The organism is Rothia nasimurium (assembly GCF_928391935.1).
GTDB classification, from domain to species: Bacteria; Actinomycetota; Actinomycetes; order Actinomycetales; family Micrococcaceae; genus Rothia; species Rothia nasimurium_D.
The window spans coordinates 274,376-292,157 of sequence record NZ_CAKMTD010000002.1 but is presented as its reverse complement, the minus strand read 5'-3'; the positions used below and the strand labels follow the sequence as shown (position 1 = coordinate 292,157).

At 57.6% G+C, this 17,782-nt stretch carries 16 protein-coding genes; 13 read left to right on the top strand and 3 right to left on the bottom strand.

The genetic code is table 11. The features are described 5' to 3' along the window. Window positions 1–196: 196 nt before the first annotated feature. The 4 genes from L7A15_RS04560 (at window position 197) to L7A15_RS10780 (ending at window position 3,276) form a co-directional block, all read left to right on the top strand. Window positions 197–514, top strand: coding sequence for an NYN domain-containing protein (locus L7A15_RS04560; RefSeq protein WP_237208411.1), 318 nt, complete (start codon window positions 197–199; stop codon window positions 512–514). A gap of 48 nt (window positions 515–562) precedes the next feature. Further along, on the top strand, window positions 563–2,455 hold the full coding sequence (locus L7A15_RS04555; protein ID WP_237208410.1) for a hypothetical protein: 1,893 nt from the start codon (window positions 563–565) through the stop codon (window positions 2,453–2,455). A 175-nt stretch (window positions 2,456–2,630) separates the two neighbouring features. Continuing rightward, window positions 2,631–2,945: a transposase family protein gene (locus L7A15_RS10785; protein ID WP_369127648.1), complete on the top strand. Its 315-nt coding sequence runs from the start codon at window positions 2,631–2,633 to the stop codon at window positions 2,943–2,945. Continuing rightward, window positions 2,938–3,276, top strand: coding sequence for a transposase family protein (locus L7A15_RS10780; protein ID WP_369127657.1), 339 nt, complete (start codon window positions 2,938–2,940; stop codon window positions 3,274–3,276). Before L7A15_RS10785 ends, L7A15_RS10780 begins: the two co-directional genes overlap by 8 nt. Before the next feature lie 217 nt (window positions 3,277–3,493). Here L7A15_RS10780 and L7A15_RS04550 read toward each other — a convergent pair whose 3' ends face one another. Further along, a complete protein-coding gene (locus L7A15_RS04550; protein WP_237208409.1) occupies window positions 3,494–5,557 on the bottom strand; it encodes an AMP-dependent synthetase/ligase in 2,064 nt (687 codons plus the stop codon). A gap of 201 nt (window positions 5,558–5,758) precedes the next feature. Between L7A15_RS04550 and L7A15_RS04545 the strand changes: the two genes are divergently transcribed. Further along, window positions 5,759–6,535, top strand: a complete 777-nt coding sequence (locus L7A15_RS04545; protein ID WP_237208408.1) for a lysophospholipid acyltransferase family protein — start codon at window positions 5,759–5,761, stop codon at window positions 6,533–6,535. 184 nt (window positions 6,536–6,719) lie between these two features. Continuing rightward, window positions 6,720–8,081, top strand: a complete 1,362-nt coding sequence (locus tag L7A15_RS04540) for a class II 3-deoxy-7-phosphoheptulonate synthase (RefSeq protein WP_237208407.1) — start codon at window positions 6,720–6,722, stop codon at window positions 8,079–8,081. A gap of 108 nt (window positions 8,082–8,189) precedes the next feature. Here the strand turns inward: L7A15_RS04540 and L7A15_RS04535 are convergent, their stop codons facing one another. Further along, a complete protein-coding gene (locus tag L7A15_RS04535; protein WP_237208406.1) occupies window positions 8,190–9,587 on the bottom strand; it encodes a serine/threonine protein kinase in 1,398 nt (465 codons plus the stop codon). Window positions 9,588–9,745: 158 nt separating this feature from the next. Here L7A15_RS04535 and L7A15_RS04530 point away from each other — a divergent pair, with 158 nt between their 5' ends. Beyond that, window positions 9,746–10,087, top strand: a complete 342-nt coding sequence (locus tag L7A15_RS04530; RefSeq protein ID WP_237188690.1) for an Rv2175c family DNA-binding protein — start codon at window positions 9,746–9,748, stop codon at window positions 10,085–10,087. An 84-nt stretch (window positions 10,088–10,171) separates the two neighbouring features. Here the strand turns inward: L7A15_RS04530 and L7A15_RS04525 are convergent, their stop codons facing one another. Beyond that, window positions 10,172–11,284, bottom strand: a complete 1,113-nt coding sequence (locus tag L7A15_RS04525) for a polyprenyl synthetase family protein (RefSeq protein ID WP_237208405.1) — start codon at window positions 11,282–11,284, stop codon at window positions 10,172–10,174. A gap of 199 nt (window positions 11,285–11,483) precedes the next feature. Here L7A15_RS04525 and dinB point away from each other — a divergent pair, with 199 nt between their 5' ends. The 6 genes from dinB (at window position 11,484) to L7A15_RS04495 (ending at window position 17,648) form a co-directional block, all read left to right on the top strand. Beyond that, complete coding sequence (dinB, locus tag L7A15_RS04520) at window positions 11,484–12,710, top strand: DNA polymerase IV (protein WP_237208404.1); 1,227 nt, start codon at window positions 11,484–11,486, stop codon at window positions 12,708–12,710. Window positions 12,711–12,867: 157 nt separating this feature from the next. Next, window positions 12,868–13,272, top strand: a complete 405-nt coding sequence (locus L7A15_RS04515; protein WP_237188915.1) for a DUF3040 domain-containing protein — start codon at window positions 12,868–12,870, stop codon at window positions 13,270–13,272. A 287-nt stretch (window positions 13,273–13,559) separates the two neighbouring features. Further along, window positions 13,560–13,994 (top strand): division/cell wall cluster transcriptional repressor MraZ, encoded by a 435-nt coding sequence (mraZ, locus tag L7A15_RS04510; RefSeq protein WP_237188916.1) that lies wholly within the window; start codon window positions 13,560–13,562, stop codon window positions 13,992–13,994. 56 nt (window positions 13,995–14,050) lie between these two features. Then, complete coding sequence (gene rsmH, locus L7A15_RS04505) at window positions 14,051–15,046, top strand: 16S rRNA (cytosine(1402)-N(4))-methyltransferase RsmH (protein ID WP_272878643.1); 996 nt, start codon at window positions 14,051–14,053, stop codon at window positions 15,044–15,046. Continuing rightward, window positions 15,043–15,681 (top strand): hypothetical protein, encoded by a 639-nt coding sequence (locus L7A15_RS04500; protein ID WP_237208403.1) that lies wholly within the window; start codon window positions 15,043–15,045, stop codon window positions 15,679–15,681. The genes rsmH and L7A15_RS04500 overlap by 4 nt, the downstream gene beginning before the upstream one ends. A 116-nt stretch (window positions 15,682–15,797) precedes the next feature. Beyond that, a complete protein-coding gene (locus tag L7A15_RS04495; RefSeq protein ID WP_237208402.1) occupies window positions 15,798–17,648 on the top strand; it encodes a peptidoglycan D,D-transpeptidase FtsI family protein in 1,851 nt (616 codons plus the stop codon). Window positions 17,649–17,782 lie beyond the last annotated feature (134 nt).

The following is a 17,782-nucleotide window of genomic DNA, read 5'->3' as shown; positions in this document are numbered from 1 at the left end:
TCACATCAAGACTTGGCGGATTCTTCATACGGGGTTTAGGCGGCCGTTGGGGTTGTATGGGCGGGTGTTTGCGGTGGTGCGGGGGTTGGTGTTTTTGGCTGCGGGTGGGACTTTTGAATAAGCCTCAGAGTCTCTGCTTAACCTGCAGCCACACGATCAACTGGTTGTGGGGGTTGACGCATCGTGTGTTTTTAATGTGGCTGATATCTGGACAGGATCCTTAATCCGTTGTGGCTACGGACCAAACGGTGCAGATTTAATGCTACTCAGAGAGTTTGATGAGAAGCTTGTTGAACGATTTGATGAATGTATTATTGTGTCGGGCGATAAGATATTTACCCATGCGGTAGCTAGATTACGGCAAATGGGGCAGACTGTGACTGTGCTGGCTCATCCTGATTCAATATCACCCTACCTGGTCAATGCTGCTTCGAAAGTTATTCTTTCTCGCGATGAATTGCCTAACTGGTGGGGGCATGTGCAAATTCTTCATGACAATATTAAAAGTATATAAAATTTTAAATTTTTTTAAAAATTGCCTGATGGCTAGTGGAGGGCGCAAATGATTCAAGAGCAAAACTATTTATCTTTGCAAAAAATTGCTAATTTGGCTGGGGTCTCAAAATCAGCAGTAACAAACTGGAAGTCTAGGTTTGATGACTTCCCTGAACCTGTTCTAGCTGTTAGCTCACCACGGTCCCCACTCTATTTGAAGGAGCAAATATTTGAGTGGTTAATAGCTCACCAAAAAGTTAATGAGGACGATTTAGCGGGGAGACAAGCATATGCAAATATGGAGAACATTCTTTCATGGTTTGACGATGTAGATTCTCGAGCAGCCAGGGTTGCTATTGTTTTTTATTCCCTTTATCTCATCAATGAAGGCACCTCTGTACAAGATATTGATTTTAATAAATATTATGATTATATAAACTATAATAAAAATTTATCCAGCGATTTTGAACAAATTTTTGCAAAAGAAGAAATCTCTGAAGTATTTAGATATCTAGAAAGTATCTGTCAGCACTTCCCGGTCATGGATGTATTACATCATCTTACATCAGGGATGGAGTGGAGCGGGCGATTTGTTAACCCTAATATGCGTGCGACACTTTATTTAGAATTCATAGACTCAATGATGACTATTTTTGGGGAGTCCGGGGCTTCTGACATAGTTGTTTACAACCCCTATTGCGGTTTTTCTGATGCGGCATGGTGTTTTCGCGATATTAATCAAATAAAATTCTATGGCTATGAAGACAATTATTTGTTGGCAATGCTATCCGACCTCCGTCTAAAAATTTATCAAATGGATGGGAAAGTATTTGCTGGATCACCATTATCAGAAGATGTTTTCAAAAAAATAAATGCAGATGTAGCTATTGCCATTCCAAGGCCTGAAAATAGAGTGACTGGGAAGAGTGTTGAGAAATTTGATGGACTAAGCTCATTAGTTCACCTTCCCGAGGAATATAAAAAAGAGCCTGTTATTATTGAGGATGCGATTTCTCAATTGAAACCCGGTGGGTGGGGCTTTGTGTTTACATCTCCGATGATAGCTGAGGATCCTCATCTGCTGGATTATCGGATCTCTATGGCTGAGCGAAATGGGCTGAGGGCAATCATTGAAGTGCCAGCGTTATTCGGAAAAAATTCTCTAAAGTCTAGTATTTTATGGGTATTTAAAAAACCCGATACTGATGCTGGAACTAGCCTTATTCAATTTGTTGACGGTAAGAGATCATCATCAATTTATGTAGACTTTGTGAATATCTTATGGGGAGTTGTTCATGGTGATGATTTTGAATTTGAACATTCTATTATAGTCGATATTTTTGATCAGAATTTTGACCTGAATCAGAGCTGGAGGCCCTCTTTGATAGTTCTAGAAAAGCCTAGCTCACCCGAGTTGAAAAGTAGAATAGTTGCAAAGACTGATTCAGTTGAGCGATTAATGAATCGTATTGCCAAAAACGATTCTCTAGAAATGTTTCAGACAAACTATAAAACTGTTGAGAACATTAGCCTGCAGAACCTGATTGGGGTATCGCTTATGCCGACTTCTCAGTATCGAGCAAGGGTAATGCGGAAGAAACATGAATTTTTACAAGAGCCAGAACCGATTATAAGTATTTGGTTTAATTCGAATATGCTGGCCGGAAATTATGCAAGGAATAATGATATGCCCACCAAGTCTGATTTATTTATAGTTGATACTTCTGTTTGGGATGTGGACTTTCTGGTTTATAGTATTAATCTTCAGTCCGCATCTTCATCAATTGATTCACTCGAAACTGGTCTTGATAGAGTATGCATACCCAAAATTTCACTTGACGAGCAAAAAGAATTTATGCGTTTAGCCTACGAACGTGAAGAGCTGGTGGAGAATTTGAGAAAATGCATTGAAGATATTAAGGAATTTAATAATCTATTGGTAGATTTTATTATATCTTAGGGTGACTAGGTAAAACAGCATGTACTTTTAAAGATTTTCTGAGGTTGATACTTAGAGGCTTATTCATAAGGGGGTTCACACCCCCAACACCACCAACTAGACAACGGCTCCATCCGGCCGACAATCTTGAGGATACATCGCCAGAAATACCCTCAAACCACACCGGGAAAGACCGTTGCCACACCAGCGTACAAACGGCCTCACAGCCACGCAATTCGCCACACTCATCACAGCCCTCGCCAATCACCTCACCTGGGTCAAACCAGCCGAAAAACCTCGCAGGCTCACCCTCGCCCAGGCCCTAAAAATCACGCTGATCAGCTACCGGCACAACCTTACCCAAGAAGCCCTCGCCCACCTCTTCGATATCTCACAGCCCCACCATCTCGCGGACCATCAAAACCATCGAGAAGGCCCTAGAAAAGGCTCTCACTCCACTAGTCCCCAGCCTAGAAGAGAGCCTGAAAGCACCTGGCTCTCTCGTGATTGACCGAACCCTTATACCCACCTGGAACTGGAACTCACAAGGGAAAAGAAACTTCTCTGGCAAGCATAAACGAGCAAGATTTAACCATCAGGTCATCTGCACCCTCACTGGCAGACTCCTGGCTATCACTGATCCTCTGCCTGGTGCTAGACATGATGCTTATGCTTTCAGGGCTCATGGGCTAGAGAAGCTGTTGGATTCTTCGACTTTTGCTGATAAGGGTTACGTGGGTCTGGGGTTGGTTACCCCGACTCGGCGTAAGCCGGGCCAGAAGCTTACCGAGGAGCAAAAGCGGAATAATCGGGTGCTAAACCGGTTGCGGTCGGTAGTATAGAGGGTTATCGCTCAGATCAAGACCTGGCGGGTTTTACATACGGTGTTCAGACGTCCGCTAGAGGTGTATGGATGGGTGTTTTCGGTGGTGCGGGGGTTGCTTTTTTTCGCTGCGGGGTACCTCTTATTAATAACCCTCACTATACAATCCAAGGCTCTTGGTTTCCGTGTGCTTTACATATTGATGACGTCAATGTGCCTACTACCTAGCAGTGGTTTTATTGGTTGTCTGGGCCAGCACTATCCTCAGCGGCGGCGTCCTTATCCTTAGCTCCGGGTAGGGGAGCGACCTGCTGGATCTTATCTGCTAGTTCGTGCAGTTTTTCGGCGCCGGTTTCAGTCATCTCCTGAATCTTCTCAGCCTGCACAGCCTTGAACTCTTCCCACTTTTCAGTCTGCTCGGCACGGATTTCCTGCACCCGCTCGGCGGTTTGGGCTGCTGTCTCAGTAACGGTGGTCTTGGCGCGGCCATAGATGTCTTCAACGTAGGAGTTGAAGTCGGCCAGCACCTGCTTACGGCGCACCTTCATAGAGGGGGTGAGGTGGCCCTCAGCCTCGGTGAAGTCCTTATCAACAATGCGGAACTCCCGGATCGACTCAGCCTTGGACACAAAGGCGTTGGCGTCGTCGATGAACTTCTGAATAGCTGCGCGGACGCCGGGGTGGGTCGAGGCTTCCTTAGCGGTAAGAGTACGGGGTAGGCCGATTCGTTCGAGCTCGTCGGGCAGGACGTCGGGGTCCAGGGTGATCAGGGCCGAGATGAAGGGCTTCTCGTCGCCGACCAGCATAGCCTGGGACACCATGGGGGCCTGGCGCAGGCGGTCCTCGGCGGGAACGGGCATGACATTCTTGCCGCCTGCAGTGACGATGATTTCCTTCTTGCGGCCGGTGATGAAAATCTTGCCGTCGTCGTCAATGCGGGCCAGGTCACCGGTGCGGAACCAGCCGTCCTCGGTGAAGGCGGCGGCGTTCTCTTCGGGGTTATCCAGGTAGCCGGAAATCAGGCCGATACCCTTGAACTCCAGCTCGCCATCTTCAGCGATACGGGCTGAGCCGCCGGGAATCAGGGAGCCAACGTTGCCGATATCAAAGTTGCGGATACGGCCCACAGCCAGGGGCGCGGTGGTTTCGGTCAGGCCGTAGCCTTCAACAACCTGGATACCAACGGCGTGGTAGAAATGGCCGTAGTGGGGGGCCAGGCGGCTGCCGCCGGAGACAGCGAACTTGACCTTCCCGCCCATGGCGGCGCGGAGCTTGGAGTAGACCAGCTTGTCGTAGAGCTTGTGCTGCAGGGCCAGGTTGGCCGGGACCTTCCCGGCGATAGTGGCCTTAGACCAGCGGACGGCCACATCAATGGAACGCTGGAAGAGGGCAAAGTTCACCTTGCCACCCTTTTCTGCCTTCTTCATGGCGCCCTCGTAGACCTTTTCAAAGACGCGGGGGACGACCAGGAGCATGGTGGGCTGGAAGGAGGCCAGGTCGGTGGAGAGGTTCTTAATGTCGGGGGCGTGGCCAACGACCAGGCCGCAGTCAAAGGCCAGGACCTGGATCAGGCGGCCCAGCACATGGGCCAGGGGGAGGAAGAGCAGGGTTGAGTTGGTTTCGTTGGCAATCTCAGGGATAGTGAGCTTGGTATTAGCTGAGAGGCGGACGAAGTTGCCATGGGTAATAGGGCAGGCCTTGGGGCGGCCGGTGGTGCCGGAGGTGTAGACGATGGTGGCAATATCTTCGAGCCCGGCGGCTGACCGGTGTTCTTCTACAACCTCGTCGGAAATTTCTGCGCCCCGGTAGACCAGGGAGGGGAGGACGGCGTCCTCAATGACCCAGACGTCCTTGAGGGCCTCAAGGTTCAGCTCGGGGTTCTGCAGGGCGCGGGCCTCAGCGATAACCCCCTCAAGTTTGGAGTTCTCAACGAAGACTGCCTTAGCGCCGGAGTGGGAGAGGGCCCAGGCCGCCTGGGCGGGGGAGGAAGTCTCATAGACCGGCACAGAAATAGCGCCCGCGTACCAGATGGCGAAGTCGATTAGGGTCCACTCGTAGCGGGTGCGGCTCATGATGCCCACGACGTCCCCCCGGCCGATACCGGAGGCGATGAGGCCCTTGGCCAGTTCGATCACCTGGTCCCGGAATTGGGCGGTCGTGACGTTGACCCAGTTACCGGTAGATTTTTGGACACGGTAAGCAATCGGCTTGCGGCTATCAGTGGCGCGGCGCTCAACCATATCGGTGATGTTAACAGATGGGTCTACGGTGACAATCTGGGGGGAGTGAATTTCTTTCACGGTGCCTATTCTTCCTCAGAGGACGGACGGGCGCGGATTGCGTGGTCCTTATCTGAAAGTTTACCGCTTGTTCAGCAAAGTAAAGCGCGGTTCTTCTGGTTTTCGGCCCTGGGCGTCACAGTTTTTCCTCACATGCCTCCCGTCCTGCTGGGGCGGGAAGTTGGGGGCGCTCTTACGGCGGGATTACAATAAGAGGGTTAGATGAAGACCCACTTACCTGGCGCGGAGGCCACTGATATGTATATGCAGCTTCGTACCCTTTTGAAACCGATTCTGCAGCGGGCCTACCACCAGCAGGTTGAGGGGGTAGAGCACATCCCGGCTGATACGGGCGCTATTTTGGCTTCTAACCATGTCTCCTTTATTGACTCTATTTTTCTGCCCTTGGCTGCGCCCCGGCAGGTTTTCTTCCTGGCGAAGTCGGATTATTTCACCACGCCGGGGCTTAAGGGCCGGGTGATGAAGTGGTTTTTCACTTCGGTGGGCCAGCTCCCCATAGATAGGTCTGGTGGCGCTAAATCAGCTGAATCCCTGGCAGCTGCCGTCAGCGCCCTGCATGAGGGCAAGCTGGTGGGTATCTACCCGGAGGGCACCCGCAGCCCGGATGCCCGTCTCTACCGGGCCAAGGTGGGCGTGGCCCGTCTGGCCATTGAGGCCGGGGTTCCCATCCTGCCGGTGGCCCAGTTAGGTAATGAGGACGTGCAGGCCCCCGGATCCAACCGCCTGCGCCTGCGAAAGGACGGCCAGCCCATCCAGATCCGCACCATCATTGGGGAACCCATTGACACCACCCCCTACCAGGGGCGGGACGACGCCTACGCGGCCCAGCGGGAACTGGCTGACCTGGTGATGACCCGCATCAGTGAACTGACCGGCCGCCCCATCACCCCCGTCTACGCGGCTGACGTCAAAAAACTGATGGCAGAAGAGAACATTTCAGCCCTGGAGGCCAGTAACCGCCTGCTGCCTAACCACTAGGTTCTGCCTACTCCCGCCTGCCCTGCGCGGTAGATGACGCCCTGATGACACCCCAGGTGTCACATACTGAAACACCGCTTGGTGCTCCTACCAGCCCCCTCATAGGTTTATACATAGGCCCTTGGCTACCTGCCATACTCAAAGGCCCCGATTTCTAGCGACCACGTCCCTCTAAGGAGTCCCCGTGACTAACCCCGGTACCACCCCCAGCGTCCATGACTTCCCCGAGCTGGAAGAGTGGCGCTCCCTGAACATTGACCAGCACCCCCAGTGGGCTGACCACCCCGACTTCACCTCCGTCATGGCCGAGCTAGCAGCGGTACCCCCGCTCGTGTTCGCCGGTGAAGTAGATCAGATGCGTGCCGACCTGGCCCGCGTCGCCAACGGGGAAGCCTTCCTGCTCCAGGGCGGCGACTGCGCCGAAACCTTTGCCGGAGCTACCGCCGATAAGATCTCCGGCCGGGTGCGTACCCTGCTGCAGATGGCCGTCGTCCTGACCTACGGGGCTTCCATGCCCGTCGTCAAAATGGGCCGTATGGCGGGCCAGTTCTCTAAGCCCCGCTCCTCCAACGACGAGACTCGCGGCGACGTCACCCTGCCCTCCTTCCGCGGCGAAATGGTCAACGGCTTCGACTTCACCGCCGAGTCCCGCGTCCACGACCCCAACCGTATGCTGCGCGGCTACCACACCAGCGCCTCCACCCTGAACCTGATTCGGGCCTTCACCAAGGGCGGGTTCGCTGACCTGCGCTCCGTCCACTCCTGGAACAAGGGCTTCACCTCCAACCCAGCCCACGCCCGCTACGAGGCTATCGCCGGTGAAATCGACCGCGCCATCAAGTTCATGGAAGCCTGCGGAACCGACTTTGGCCCGCTCAAGACCACCGACGTCTACACCGGCCATGAGGCCCTGCTGCTGGACTTCGAGCGTGCCCTGACCCGCATCGACTCCCGCACCCACCTGCCCTACGACACCTCCGCCCACTTCCTCTGGATCGGTGAGCGCACCCGTGGCCTGGAGGACGCCCACGTCAACTTCCTCTCTAAGGTCCGCAACCCCATTGGCGTCAAGCTCGGCCCCACCACCACCGCCGACGACGCTCTGGCCCTGATCGACAAGCTGGACCCCAACCGCGAGCCCGGCCGTCTGACCTTCATCACCCGCATGGGCGCAGGTAAGATCCGTGAGAACCTGCCTGCCATCGTTGAGGGTGTGCAGAAGGAAGGCGCCAAGGTCGTCTGGGTTACCGACCCCATGCACGGCAACACCATCTCTGTACCCTCCGGTTACAAGACCCGCCGTTTCGACGACGTCATGAACGAGGTTCAGGGCTTCTTCGAGGTCCACGAGGCCCTGGGTACCTTCCCCGGCGGTATCCACGTTGAGATGACCGGCGACGACGTTGCCGAGTGCCTGGGCGGCTCTGACCCCATTGAAGAGGCCGCTTTCGCAGACCGCTACGAGACCCTCTGCGATCCCCGCCTGAACCACCAGCAGTCCCTGGAAATCGCCTTCCAGGTAGCTGAGTACCTGGCCAAGCGCTAACCCCTTGCCCCGGCCTAGCTGGGAGCAGACAGCCGCGGCGGGTGCGTCCTGAAGATTATTCTTCGGGAGGCACCCGCCGCGGCTTTATGTAATGACAGCTGGGGTGGTTTAGATGAGGAAGGTTGCCAGCCACCAGCCCAGGAAGCTAGCTGTGACAAAGCCCAGGAGTAAGAGCACGGCGTAGACCGTGAGCAGGGCTGGGGTGGGGGCAGGACGCCAGGGCTCGGGTGCTAACCGGGGATTGATGGGCACCTGGGACGGGGCAGGGTGGGGGCCGGAACCTGCCGAGGACGCCTGAGCCTGCTGGCTGCCCCCGGTGGGGCGGGGCCTGCGGTAGGCCCCGCTGATGCTGTCGTAGCCTGCATCGGCTGCTGTTGGTGGGCCCACCGATATGTCTGTGGGCTCGTAGATGTCGGCCGGTTCATCGGCGGCACGCTGGGCGGCCCTGTCATGGTCGCTGGTCACCTGCGGCCAGTCGCTGTTGTCGTCGATGAGGTCAGTGGCCTGGCCGTGGGCAGAAATCGGGGTAGATCTCAGCACCCTTGTTCGCCCCGACCGTTCAGCGATTTCTGCGACATCCTCCCACAGGGTCGTGACCGGGTGGTCAGCCGACTCAGCCCGGTAGGATCTTTCGGCAGGCGAAAGTTTCTCCTGGCATTCCGTCAGAGCCCGGTAAAGCTCTGTGGCGTCCTGGGGGCGGTCAGCCGGGTTGCGGCGGGTACACCAGCTGATGATGCCAGCAACATCGGACGAAACCCCCGGAAGGATAGCCGTGATGGAGGGGATATCGGTGTTGGTGTTGTGGTAGAGCACCTGCTGGTCGCTCTCTAGCCCCTCAAAGGGCATCCGGCCGGTCAGCATCCGGTACATGGTGACGCCGACGGCGAAGACATCAGCAGCCGGGCCCGGCGTCGCCCGGGGATCTAAAATTTCGGGGGCAACGTAGGCGGGGGTGCCCATCAACTCGCCCGTGCCGTCCTGGTCAGCCCGGCGGGTCAGCCCAAAATCTGACAATTTAATCGTGCATGCCGACTCATCGAGCAGGACATTAGCGGGCTTGAAATCCCGGTGAACTAGCCGGTGGGCGTGTACTTCAGACAGGCCCTCAACAATGGGGACCATGATGTCCAGCATCTCTGCCACAGACAGGACCGGGCGGAGCTTCAGGAGCTGGTGAAGGGTGCAACCGTGAACGTATTCGAGCACCAGGTACATGACCTCCTGGCCCCGCACCACCTCGCTCCCGGAGGCAACCACACCCACCACATTGGTGTGCTTAATCTTCTGCAGGGCGTTGCCCTCCCGGAAGAATTTCTGCTGCTGGGCTGGGTCATGGGCCAGGTGGGGGAGCAGAACCTTCACCGCCACCGGGTGATTTGACCACAAGTCCACTGCATGGAAAACCTCAGCCATGCCCCCACGCGCAATCGGGGCGCCCAGGGCATAACGGTCAGCGAAGGCGTGGCCGGTCAGCCACGAGGCGGGGGTGGTTCTCTGTTCACTCATCTCCCCACTATTGTAGGGGCAAAGCCCTGGGAGTTCCCTTAGAGAAAAATGAAGCCGGACGTGCCTTCCCCGGTTTTATCTGGTGGTTGCTAGTTTCCCCGGGGCAGGTTCTAGGGCACAATAGAGGGGTGACTGAAGAAAAAACTACACAAGAAGTAATGGATCTGGTGGGCGACTGGCTGACGATCCCAGATATCGCTGAAGCCCTGGACCTCAAAGTAACCCGGGTCCATAACCTGCTGGCTGACGGCACCCTCCTGGCCCTGCGGGACCCCGAGACCGGCGTCCGCAAGGTGCCTGCCCTGTTCATGCGTGAAGACCGGGTCCTTGAACCGTTGAAGGGGACCATCAGCGTCCTGACCGATGCCGGCTTCACCGCCGAGGAATCCATCGTCTGGCTCTACACCGCCGATGACTCCCTGCCCGGCCGCCCCATTGACGCCCTGATCGATGGCCGTAAGACTGAAATTCGCCGCCGCGCCTCAGCCCTGGCCTGGTAGCCCCAGAAACAGATGACCCCGCCCTGGAGAACCAGGACGGGGTCTTTTGTGTTCCCCCAGGAAGTTTCCTGGGGTTGCGACTGCCTAGTGACTCCGGTGCAGGGCCTTAAGCGCAATGGCGTGCAGGGCTGCACGGACCTCGTCCTCAACCGGTAGGGCCGCTAGGGCAGCCAAGGCCTGCTCACTCTTGAGGGCAATCAGGGCCTCAACTTCGTCCAGGGCCCCGCTGGTGCGCATGAGCTCTTGCAGCTCGGCTATGGCCGCCGCATTGAGGTCGGGGTTACCGAGGGAGGCTTCGAGGTGGGCCCGGGAGGCCTCGGTGGTTTTCATGGCGGTGAAGGCCGTCAGGACGGTGCGCTTACCCTCGCGCAGGTCATCACCGGCGGGCTTGCCGGTGGTTTCAGGCTCGCCGAAAACACCCAGGACGTCGTCGCGCAACTGGAACCCCTCACCCAAGGGAAGGGCAAAAGCCCGGTAACCGGCCACAAGCTCTGACTCCTGGCCGTGGGCCTGGCCGAGGGCCAGGGACCCGCCCAGGGCGACAGGGTGCTCGCAGGAATACTTGGCTGACTTGTAGCGGATGACGTTGAGGGCCCGTTCCAGGGCAGCCTGGGGCTCCTCTTCGGGAACGACCTCCCCAACAATATCGAGGTACTGACCTGCCATGACCTCGGTGCGCATGAGGTCAAAGATGAAGCGGGCTTCACTGCGGGCGGTGAGTTCAGGAATGGAGGAAAAAACCATCTCTGACCAGGACAGGCACAGGTCCCCGGCCAGAATTGCGCTGGAGACACCAAAGGTGGCCGGGTCGGTCTTGTAGCCCCGGTCGGTGTGCATGGCCTCAAAGCGGCGGTGGACGGACGGGGCGCCGCGTCGGGTGTCCGAGGCGTCGATAATGTCGTCGTGGATCAGGGCAGCGGTCTGGAAAAGCTCAATGGCCAGGCCAGCCTTGATGATTGACTCAGAGAGTTCAGCCCCACCGGCACCGCGATAGCCCCAGTAGGCGAGGAGCGCTCGCAGGCGCTTGCCGCCGGTGGAGAGGGCGGCGATGGAGTCCAGGAGGGGGAGGGTTTCGGTGGATACCTGCGCCATGATTTCTCCCTGCTCGGCGAAGAAATCCTTCATGCTCTCTTCTAGAGCTTCAAGGTAGCGGGTGGATTCGTCGGCGGGAAAGACGGGGGCAGGGTGGGTGGTCATGGCGTCCTTGGGTTGGGCGTATCTGCTGTGGTTTCTAGTCTAACGAGAAAAGGGTGGCGGGGCGTGGATAGATACCCTAGGATAGTATTAGAACATATTTTCGATTACCTGCTTGGGGAGGGGGAACCGGGAGGTGCAGATGGGTGCTCAGGGTAGGGGGACGGCAGGGGAGGGCCGGGTGAACAAGGGGCGGATCATCATGCACCTTGATATGGATGCCTTCTTCGTTAACGTGGAGCTTCTCACCCAGCCCCACCTGCGGGGGCAGAAAATTATTGTGGCTCGCAAGGCTCCCCGGTCCGTCGTCCTTTCTGCCTCCTATGAGGCCCGCCGGTACGGGGTGCGTTCAGCCATGCCCCTGGTGAGGGCTCTGCACCTGTGCCCCGGAGCTATTGTGGTGGAGCCCTCTGCCCACTACCGTGAGTACTCGGCCAGAATCATGGGAATTCTTCGGGACGTCACCGACAAGGTGGAACAGGTCAGCGTGGATGAGGCTTTTCTGGACCTGACCGGGGCCGTGAAGCATCAAGGTGACCCGGTCACCATTGCCCAGAAGGTGCGCGAGAGAATCGCAGCTGAAATGCACCTGCCAGCCTCAGCCGGTATAGCCCCCACCAAATTCGTCGCCAAAATGGCCTCAACCGGCTCGAAACCCAACGGCCTGTGGGTAGTGCCGCCCCACCGCGTCCAGGACTTCCTCGACCCCCTCCCCGTAGGCACACTCTGGGGAGTCGGCGCAAAAACTGCAGCCCACCTCGACGGCCTAGGTATCCGCCAGGTCGCCCACCTGAGGGAGTACGACCTAGCCTGGCTACAGGGACGCTTCGGGGAGGCAGGCGGTCTGCACCTCTACGAGATGGCCCGGGGCATTGACCGGCGCGAGGTGGTTACCGAACGGATCGAAAAATCTATCGGAGCCGAACACACCTTTACCGTCGACCAGAGCGATGCCCGTATCATATCGGCTGAGCTGTACTCCATCTGCCTCCAGGTAGGGCAAAGACTACGCGCTGCAGGCCGTCAAACTAGGTCACTCAGCCTCAAAATCAGGTACTCCACCTTTGAAACCATCACCCGCTCCTGCCCCCTGCCCGAGCCAACCTCATCGGGAAGGGTAATGTACGGCGCTGCGCTCGCCCATCTTCACACCCTGGGCGTGGTGGACGGGGACGGGGTGGCTCCCCGGCCCCTGCGGCTGGTGGGGGTGCGGGCTGAGAAACTCGAAGGTGAGGACGCTGGCATCCAGCTTTCCTTGCTCGGCGAGGATTTAGACCCGGACACCGCTGACCGGCAACAACGGTGGGGCGGGGCAGAACGGGCTATGGATTCTATCCACCAGAAATTTGGGGTTGCCGGTTTACTGCCGGCCCGTTTGCTCCCTGATGCGGCTTCCCCGGAGGCGCTGGGGGAGGCTGAATCCAGCTAGATCGGTTCAGGGCTGCTCCTGAAAAATTCAGGCTCCCGGTGTGGAGCAGGCACCTGAAAAATGTAAGATAGGAGGGTAGGTGCCGGGTCAGGCATGGCCCCCACCATACGACAGCAAGAACATTGCCGCTCTTGCACCGAGGACTAGGAGGCCCCCCATGGCGCTATCAGAGCAGGAACAAGCACTACTTGCCCAGCTTGAGAAACAGCTCAATGACGACCCGGTTTTTAGTTCGACCATGACAGGGTCCCAGCCCGTCCTTGACCGTGCCCCCAAGGCCTCCCCCCGCAATCTGGTGATTGGTGCTCTCATCGCTGTGCTTGGCTTGGGTGTGCTCATTGCCGGGGTATCCACCAAGTTGATTGTGGTTGGAGTTCTAGGTTTCTTGATTACCTGCGGCGGTATCTACTGGGCAACGACCGCCCCCAAGGTAGCTGGCCACGCCGCCTCTGGCGCCTCATCTGCCCCCACCTCATCCAAGGGGCAGTCCGGAAAATACTCAAGTTTTATGCGCAATCTTGAAGACAAGTGGGATGAACGTCAGGGTGGCTCTCGCTTCTAATCCCACGCCCCCTGGGGTGGTTTCCCCCTCCACTTTCTGCCACTGCCCGGTCTCAGGCCGGGCAGTTTTGCGTCTCTAGGGCTCCTGAGGGGTTGGTAGGGGATACCCCGGATACCTACCCCACCATCAAAAACCGTGTGAAAACACTCAAAAAGCAGGTAAATATGGGGGTTTCGGTGCCCACGGTGGGGCGGAGTGGAGTAAAGTGGAGGGGATAGAACAACACTGATGTAGTTTCTCCTGTCAGCCGGGAGATTCTAAAGCATGACAATTGAGGCGGTGGTGGAATGTTCCTCGGGACTCACACCCCGCGTCTGGACGTTAAAGGGCGGCTCATCCTTCCTGCAAAGTTCCGGGAGCAGCTGGAGCAGGGACTCGTGCTCACCCGCGGGCAGGAACGCTGTCTCTACGTTTTCACGCTGGCAGAATTTGAACGCATCCACGAGCAGCTTCGCACGGCACCGCTCTCCTCAAAGCAGGCCCGAGACTACATTCGTGTGTTCCTATCGGGAGCATCAGACGAGGTTCCAGATAAGCAGGGACGCATCACCATACCTCAGAATCTGAGGGACTATGCCGGGCTTGAAAAAGAGCTCACCGTCATTGGCGCAGGCTCCCGGGCTGAAATCTGGAGCACCGACGCCTGGGAAACCTACTTAGCTGAACAGGAAGAAAGCTTCGCTGACACCGACGAAGAACTCCTTCCCGGCCTGCTCCTGTAGCGCCCCGGCCAACCCCCAACTGTTCGCACAAACCACCCATATCAGAGGAGCGCACCTTGACTCAGGTAGAGGACCTCTCACCCGGCAAGGAAGCCAAAGACAGGCACATCCCGGTCATGCTCGACCGTTGCCTCAACCTGCTCGCGCCCGCAATCTCCCGCCCCGGCGCCGTCGTCATTGACGGTACCCTCGGCATGGGGGGTCACTCAGAAGCAATGCTGGAACGCTTTGAAGACCTCACCCTGATTGGTATTGACCGCGACCTCATGGCCCACAAGCTGGCAGGGGAACGCCTTGCCCGCTTTGGTGACCGCTTCATCCCCGTACATGCAGTCTACGACGAGATTCCCCGCGCCTTGGAGGAAGCCGGCGTTAGCGAAGTGGACGGAATCCTCTTTGACCTGGGCGTCTCATCCATGCAGCTGGATGAACGATCACGCGGGTTCGCCTACTCCTATGACGCGCCCCTGGACATGCGCATGAACACCGCCGACGACCTAACTGCAGCCATCGTCGTCAACACCTATGACGAGCACGACCTGCGCCGCATCATCCGTCAATGGGGCGAAGAAAAGTTCGCTGCCCGCATCGCCTCAAAAATTGTTGAGGCCCGCGCCGTGCGTCCTTTTGAAACCACCGGCGAACTCGTCAAAGTCATCCAGCAGGCCGTCCCCGTCGCCGCCCAGCGCAAGGGCGGCCACCCGGCCAAGCGCACCTTCCAGGCCCTGCGAATCGAGGTCAACCACGAACTGGACGCCCTCGAACGAGCTATCCCCGCAGCCATCGACGCCCTCAACCTGGGGGGCCGCTGCGTCGCCATGAGCTACCACAGCCTCGAAGACAAAATCGTCAAACGGGCCTTCACCACCCGTGCAACCTCCAGCGCCCCCAAGGGCTTCCCCGTCGAACTTGAGGAACACAAACCCGAACTCAAGATCATCACCCGCGGGGCAGAACCCCCCACAGAAGCAGAAATCGAAGAGAACTCACGAGCCGCATCAGCAAAGCTCCGAGCCGCAGAAAAAATCAAGACCACTAAGGCACCACGATGAGCGCGGAACCCCGTTTCCCCCACTCCACCGGAGAAGCCACCCAGGGCAGCACCAAACCCAAGCTGACCCTGGTTAAAGGCGACGCCCAGGGCGCCAGCCGCCCCCACCGTCGTCCCCTCTCCCGCGCCCGCTACGTCCGCTCCTACGACAACCGCTGGCGAGTCTTCTTCGGCCTCGGCGCCCTGCTCTTCTCCCTGATCGTCGTCCTTGGCCTCAGCATCACCATGGCCTCCCGGCAGTACGAACTCGTAGAACTCCGTGCCCAGGAAAGGGCCCTGGTCCAAAGTAACGAAGCCCTGGCCCAGGAAATCGAATTCCACCAGGCCCCCCAAGACCTCGCCATCCGGGCCAGCCAACTAGGCCTCGTCGCCGCCTCCAGCCAGGCAACCATCGACCTAGAAACCGGCGAAATTTCCGGTACCCCCCAGGCCGTCACCGGAGAAGACCCCACCACCAAAAACCTCATCGCCCCTCCTGCCCTGGCTGATACCAAGGCCTACGAAGAAGCAAGCGTGAGGGCCGAAGAGCAAAGGAAGAAGGAAGAAGAGGAAGCTAAGGCCAAGAAAGAAGCCGAAGCCAAAGCATCAGCTGAATCCAGCGCACCGGCTCCGCAACCCAGCCAGGGCGGCCAGTAGCCACCAGCGTCCACCAGGTGCCTGCCCCAACGGTAGGCACCTGGTGAGTTCTCACCAGCAAAAACTAACGCAGACCTGACGATTCACCCACCAGAACCATGACCAAAGGGGGCCCCTTGAGCGGGAAGCAGCGTCCAACACCCGTGGATGAAATTCAACGCGGCATCAACCGCCGCGGCTTCATCGCAGGTACCCTCGGCCTTGCCGGGCTCGGCCTCGTCGGCGCAAAAATGGCCTACCTCCAAGGCCTGGACCCCAACGGCCTGGCCGAAAAGGCCCGCACCCACCGCACCCGCATCCACACCATCCCCGCCCTCCGCGGTGAAATCCTCGACATCAACGGGAACGTCATGGCCCGCAGCGTCCAACGCTACAACATCACCGTGGACCAGAGCATCGTCTCCTCCTTCGAACGCCGAATCCCCGGCACCCAGGAAACAGTGACCGTGACCCCCACCGAATTGGTGTACGAACTCGCTGACATTCTCAAAATGAACGACGCCGACGTCAAAGCAGCACTCGACGGGGACCGCCAATACTGGATCGTCAAAGAAAACGTCACCCCTGAGGTCTTCAACAAGGTCGACGAGCTGCAAGCCCCCTTCATCTACGGGGAAATCCTGTCAGACCGTAAATACCCCAACGGTATGGTCGCCGGGTCAGTGGTAGGACGCTACTCTGTCGTCGAAGAAGCCGTAGAAGGCAGCACCACCGAGACCCGCACCACCAACAACTCCGTGGGCATCGAACGCACCATGGAAAAGGAACTGGCCGGTGTCGACGGCAGCCGAACCTACGAAATCTCAGCTGACGGCATCCGTATCCCCATCGGCAACGAATCCATCACCCCAGCCCAAAACGGCAAAAATGTGCGCCTGACCATCAACCAGGACGTCCAATACTTTGCCCAGCAGATCATTGCTGCCCGCGCCCAGGAGCTCAAAGCTGAATGGGGCACCGTCATCGTCATGGATATCCGCGACGGCTCCATCTTGGCCATGGCCGATTCCAGCACCATGGACCCCGGCGCCAAAGAATTTGAGCTGGCAGACATGAACCCGAGGGCTATCACCCAGGTCTTCGAACCCGGCTCAACCGAAAAAATCCTGACCACAGCAGCCGTCATTGAAGAAGGTATCGCCCAGCCTGAAACGGTTTACGACGTTCCTGCCGAACTTCATATCGATAACCAGGTCATTACCGATCCCTTCGTCCACCCTGCCCAGAAACGCACGGTAGCTGGCATCATTGCCGACTCAATGAACACCGGCACCGTCATGATGGGCAGCAAGCTCAGTAAAGAACAACGCTACAATTGGCTCAAAAAATTCGGTATCGGTGACTACACCGGAATCGAGCTCACCGGAGAATCCCGGGGTCTCATCTATGACTGGCGGGACTGGGATATTCGCCAGCAGTACACGGTGCTTTTCGGCCAGGGTGTGGCCCAGTCAGCCCTGCAAACAGCCATGATTTACCAGGCCATTGCAAACAAGGGGGTCATGCTCAAGCCCCGGATTATCGACGCGGTCATTGACGCTGACGGAACAGAAGAAGTCCGCCCCGTTGCCGAAGGCACACGCATCATCAGCGAAGCGACTGCCCGGAAGACCCTGCAGGTCATGGAAGCGGTGGTTTACCAGGCCGGTGCCAAAACAGCCCAGGTCAACGGCTACCGTGTGGCCGGTAAGACCGGTACCGCAGAAAACGTAGGCGAGGGGTCAAGCACCTATGACGGCTGGACGACCTCCTTCGTCGGTGTTGCCCCCACCGAGAACCCCCGCTTCCTGGTCTCGGTGACCATCCACCGTCCGCAAACCACCGCAGCAGCAGTTGGAACCGCCGGAACAACCGCCCAGTTTGCGCAAATCATGGAGAAAACCCTGCACATCTACAATGTGCCCCGCTCTACCACGGAGCCCCAGGAAACCCCCAAATTTGCCGAAGGGCACGATGAAAACGGCTAAAGTAGACCCTATTACATCACCCACACAGCGGGCCGCATCCTCAGTCCTTGCAGCCCCCAGACACCACCGCACCAAATCAGCCAACGGGCAGAAGAACAGGCCACCCCAAGGCCCCTGCACCGTTCCTAACACCT

Excerpts from the sequence above, each read along its gene's own strand:
- L7A15_RS04525 (WP_237208405.1), bottom strand. The coding sequence starts at position 11,284 with ATGACCACCCACCCTGCCCCCGTCTTTCCCGCCGACGAATCCACCCGC.
- L7A15_RS04530 (WP_237188690.1), top strand. The coding sequence starts at position 9,746 with ATGGATCTGGTGGGCGACTGGCTGACGATCCCAGATATCGCTGAAGCC.
- L7A15_RS04535 (WP_237208406.1), bottom strand. The coding sequence starts at position 9,587 with ATGAGTGAACAGAGAACCACCCCCGCCTCGTGGCTGACCGGCCACGCC.
- L7A15_RS04515 (WP_237188915.1), top strand. The coding sequence starts at position 12,868 with ATGGCGCTATCAGAGCAGGAACAAGCACTACTTGCCCAGCTTGAGAAA.
- L7A15_RS04555 (WP_237208410.1), top strand. The coding sequence starts at position 563 with ATGATTCAAGAGCAAAACTATTTATCTTTGCAAAAAATTGCTAATTTG.
- dinB (WP_237208404.1), top strand. The coding sequence starts at position 11,484 with ATGCACCTTGATATGGATGCCTTCTTCGTTAACGTGGAGCTTCTCACC.
- L7A15_RS04500 (WP_237208403.1), top strand. The coding sequence starts at position 15,043 with ATGAGCGCGGAACCCCGTTTCCCCCACTCCACCGGAGAAGCCACCCAG.
- L7A15_RS04545 (WP_237208408.1), top strand. The coding sequence starts at position 5,759 with ATGAAGACCCACTTACCTGGCGCGGAGGCCACTGATATGTATATGCAG.
- mraZ (WP_237188916.1), top strand. The coding sequence starts at position 13,560 with ATGTTCCTCGGGACTCACACCCCGCGTCTGGACGTTAAAGGGCGGCTC.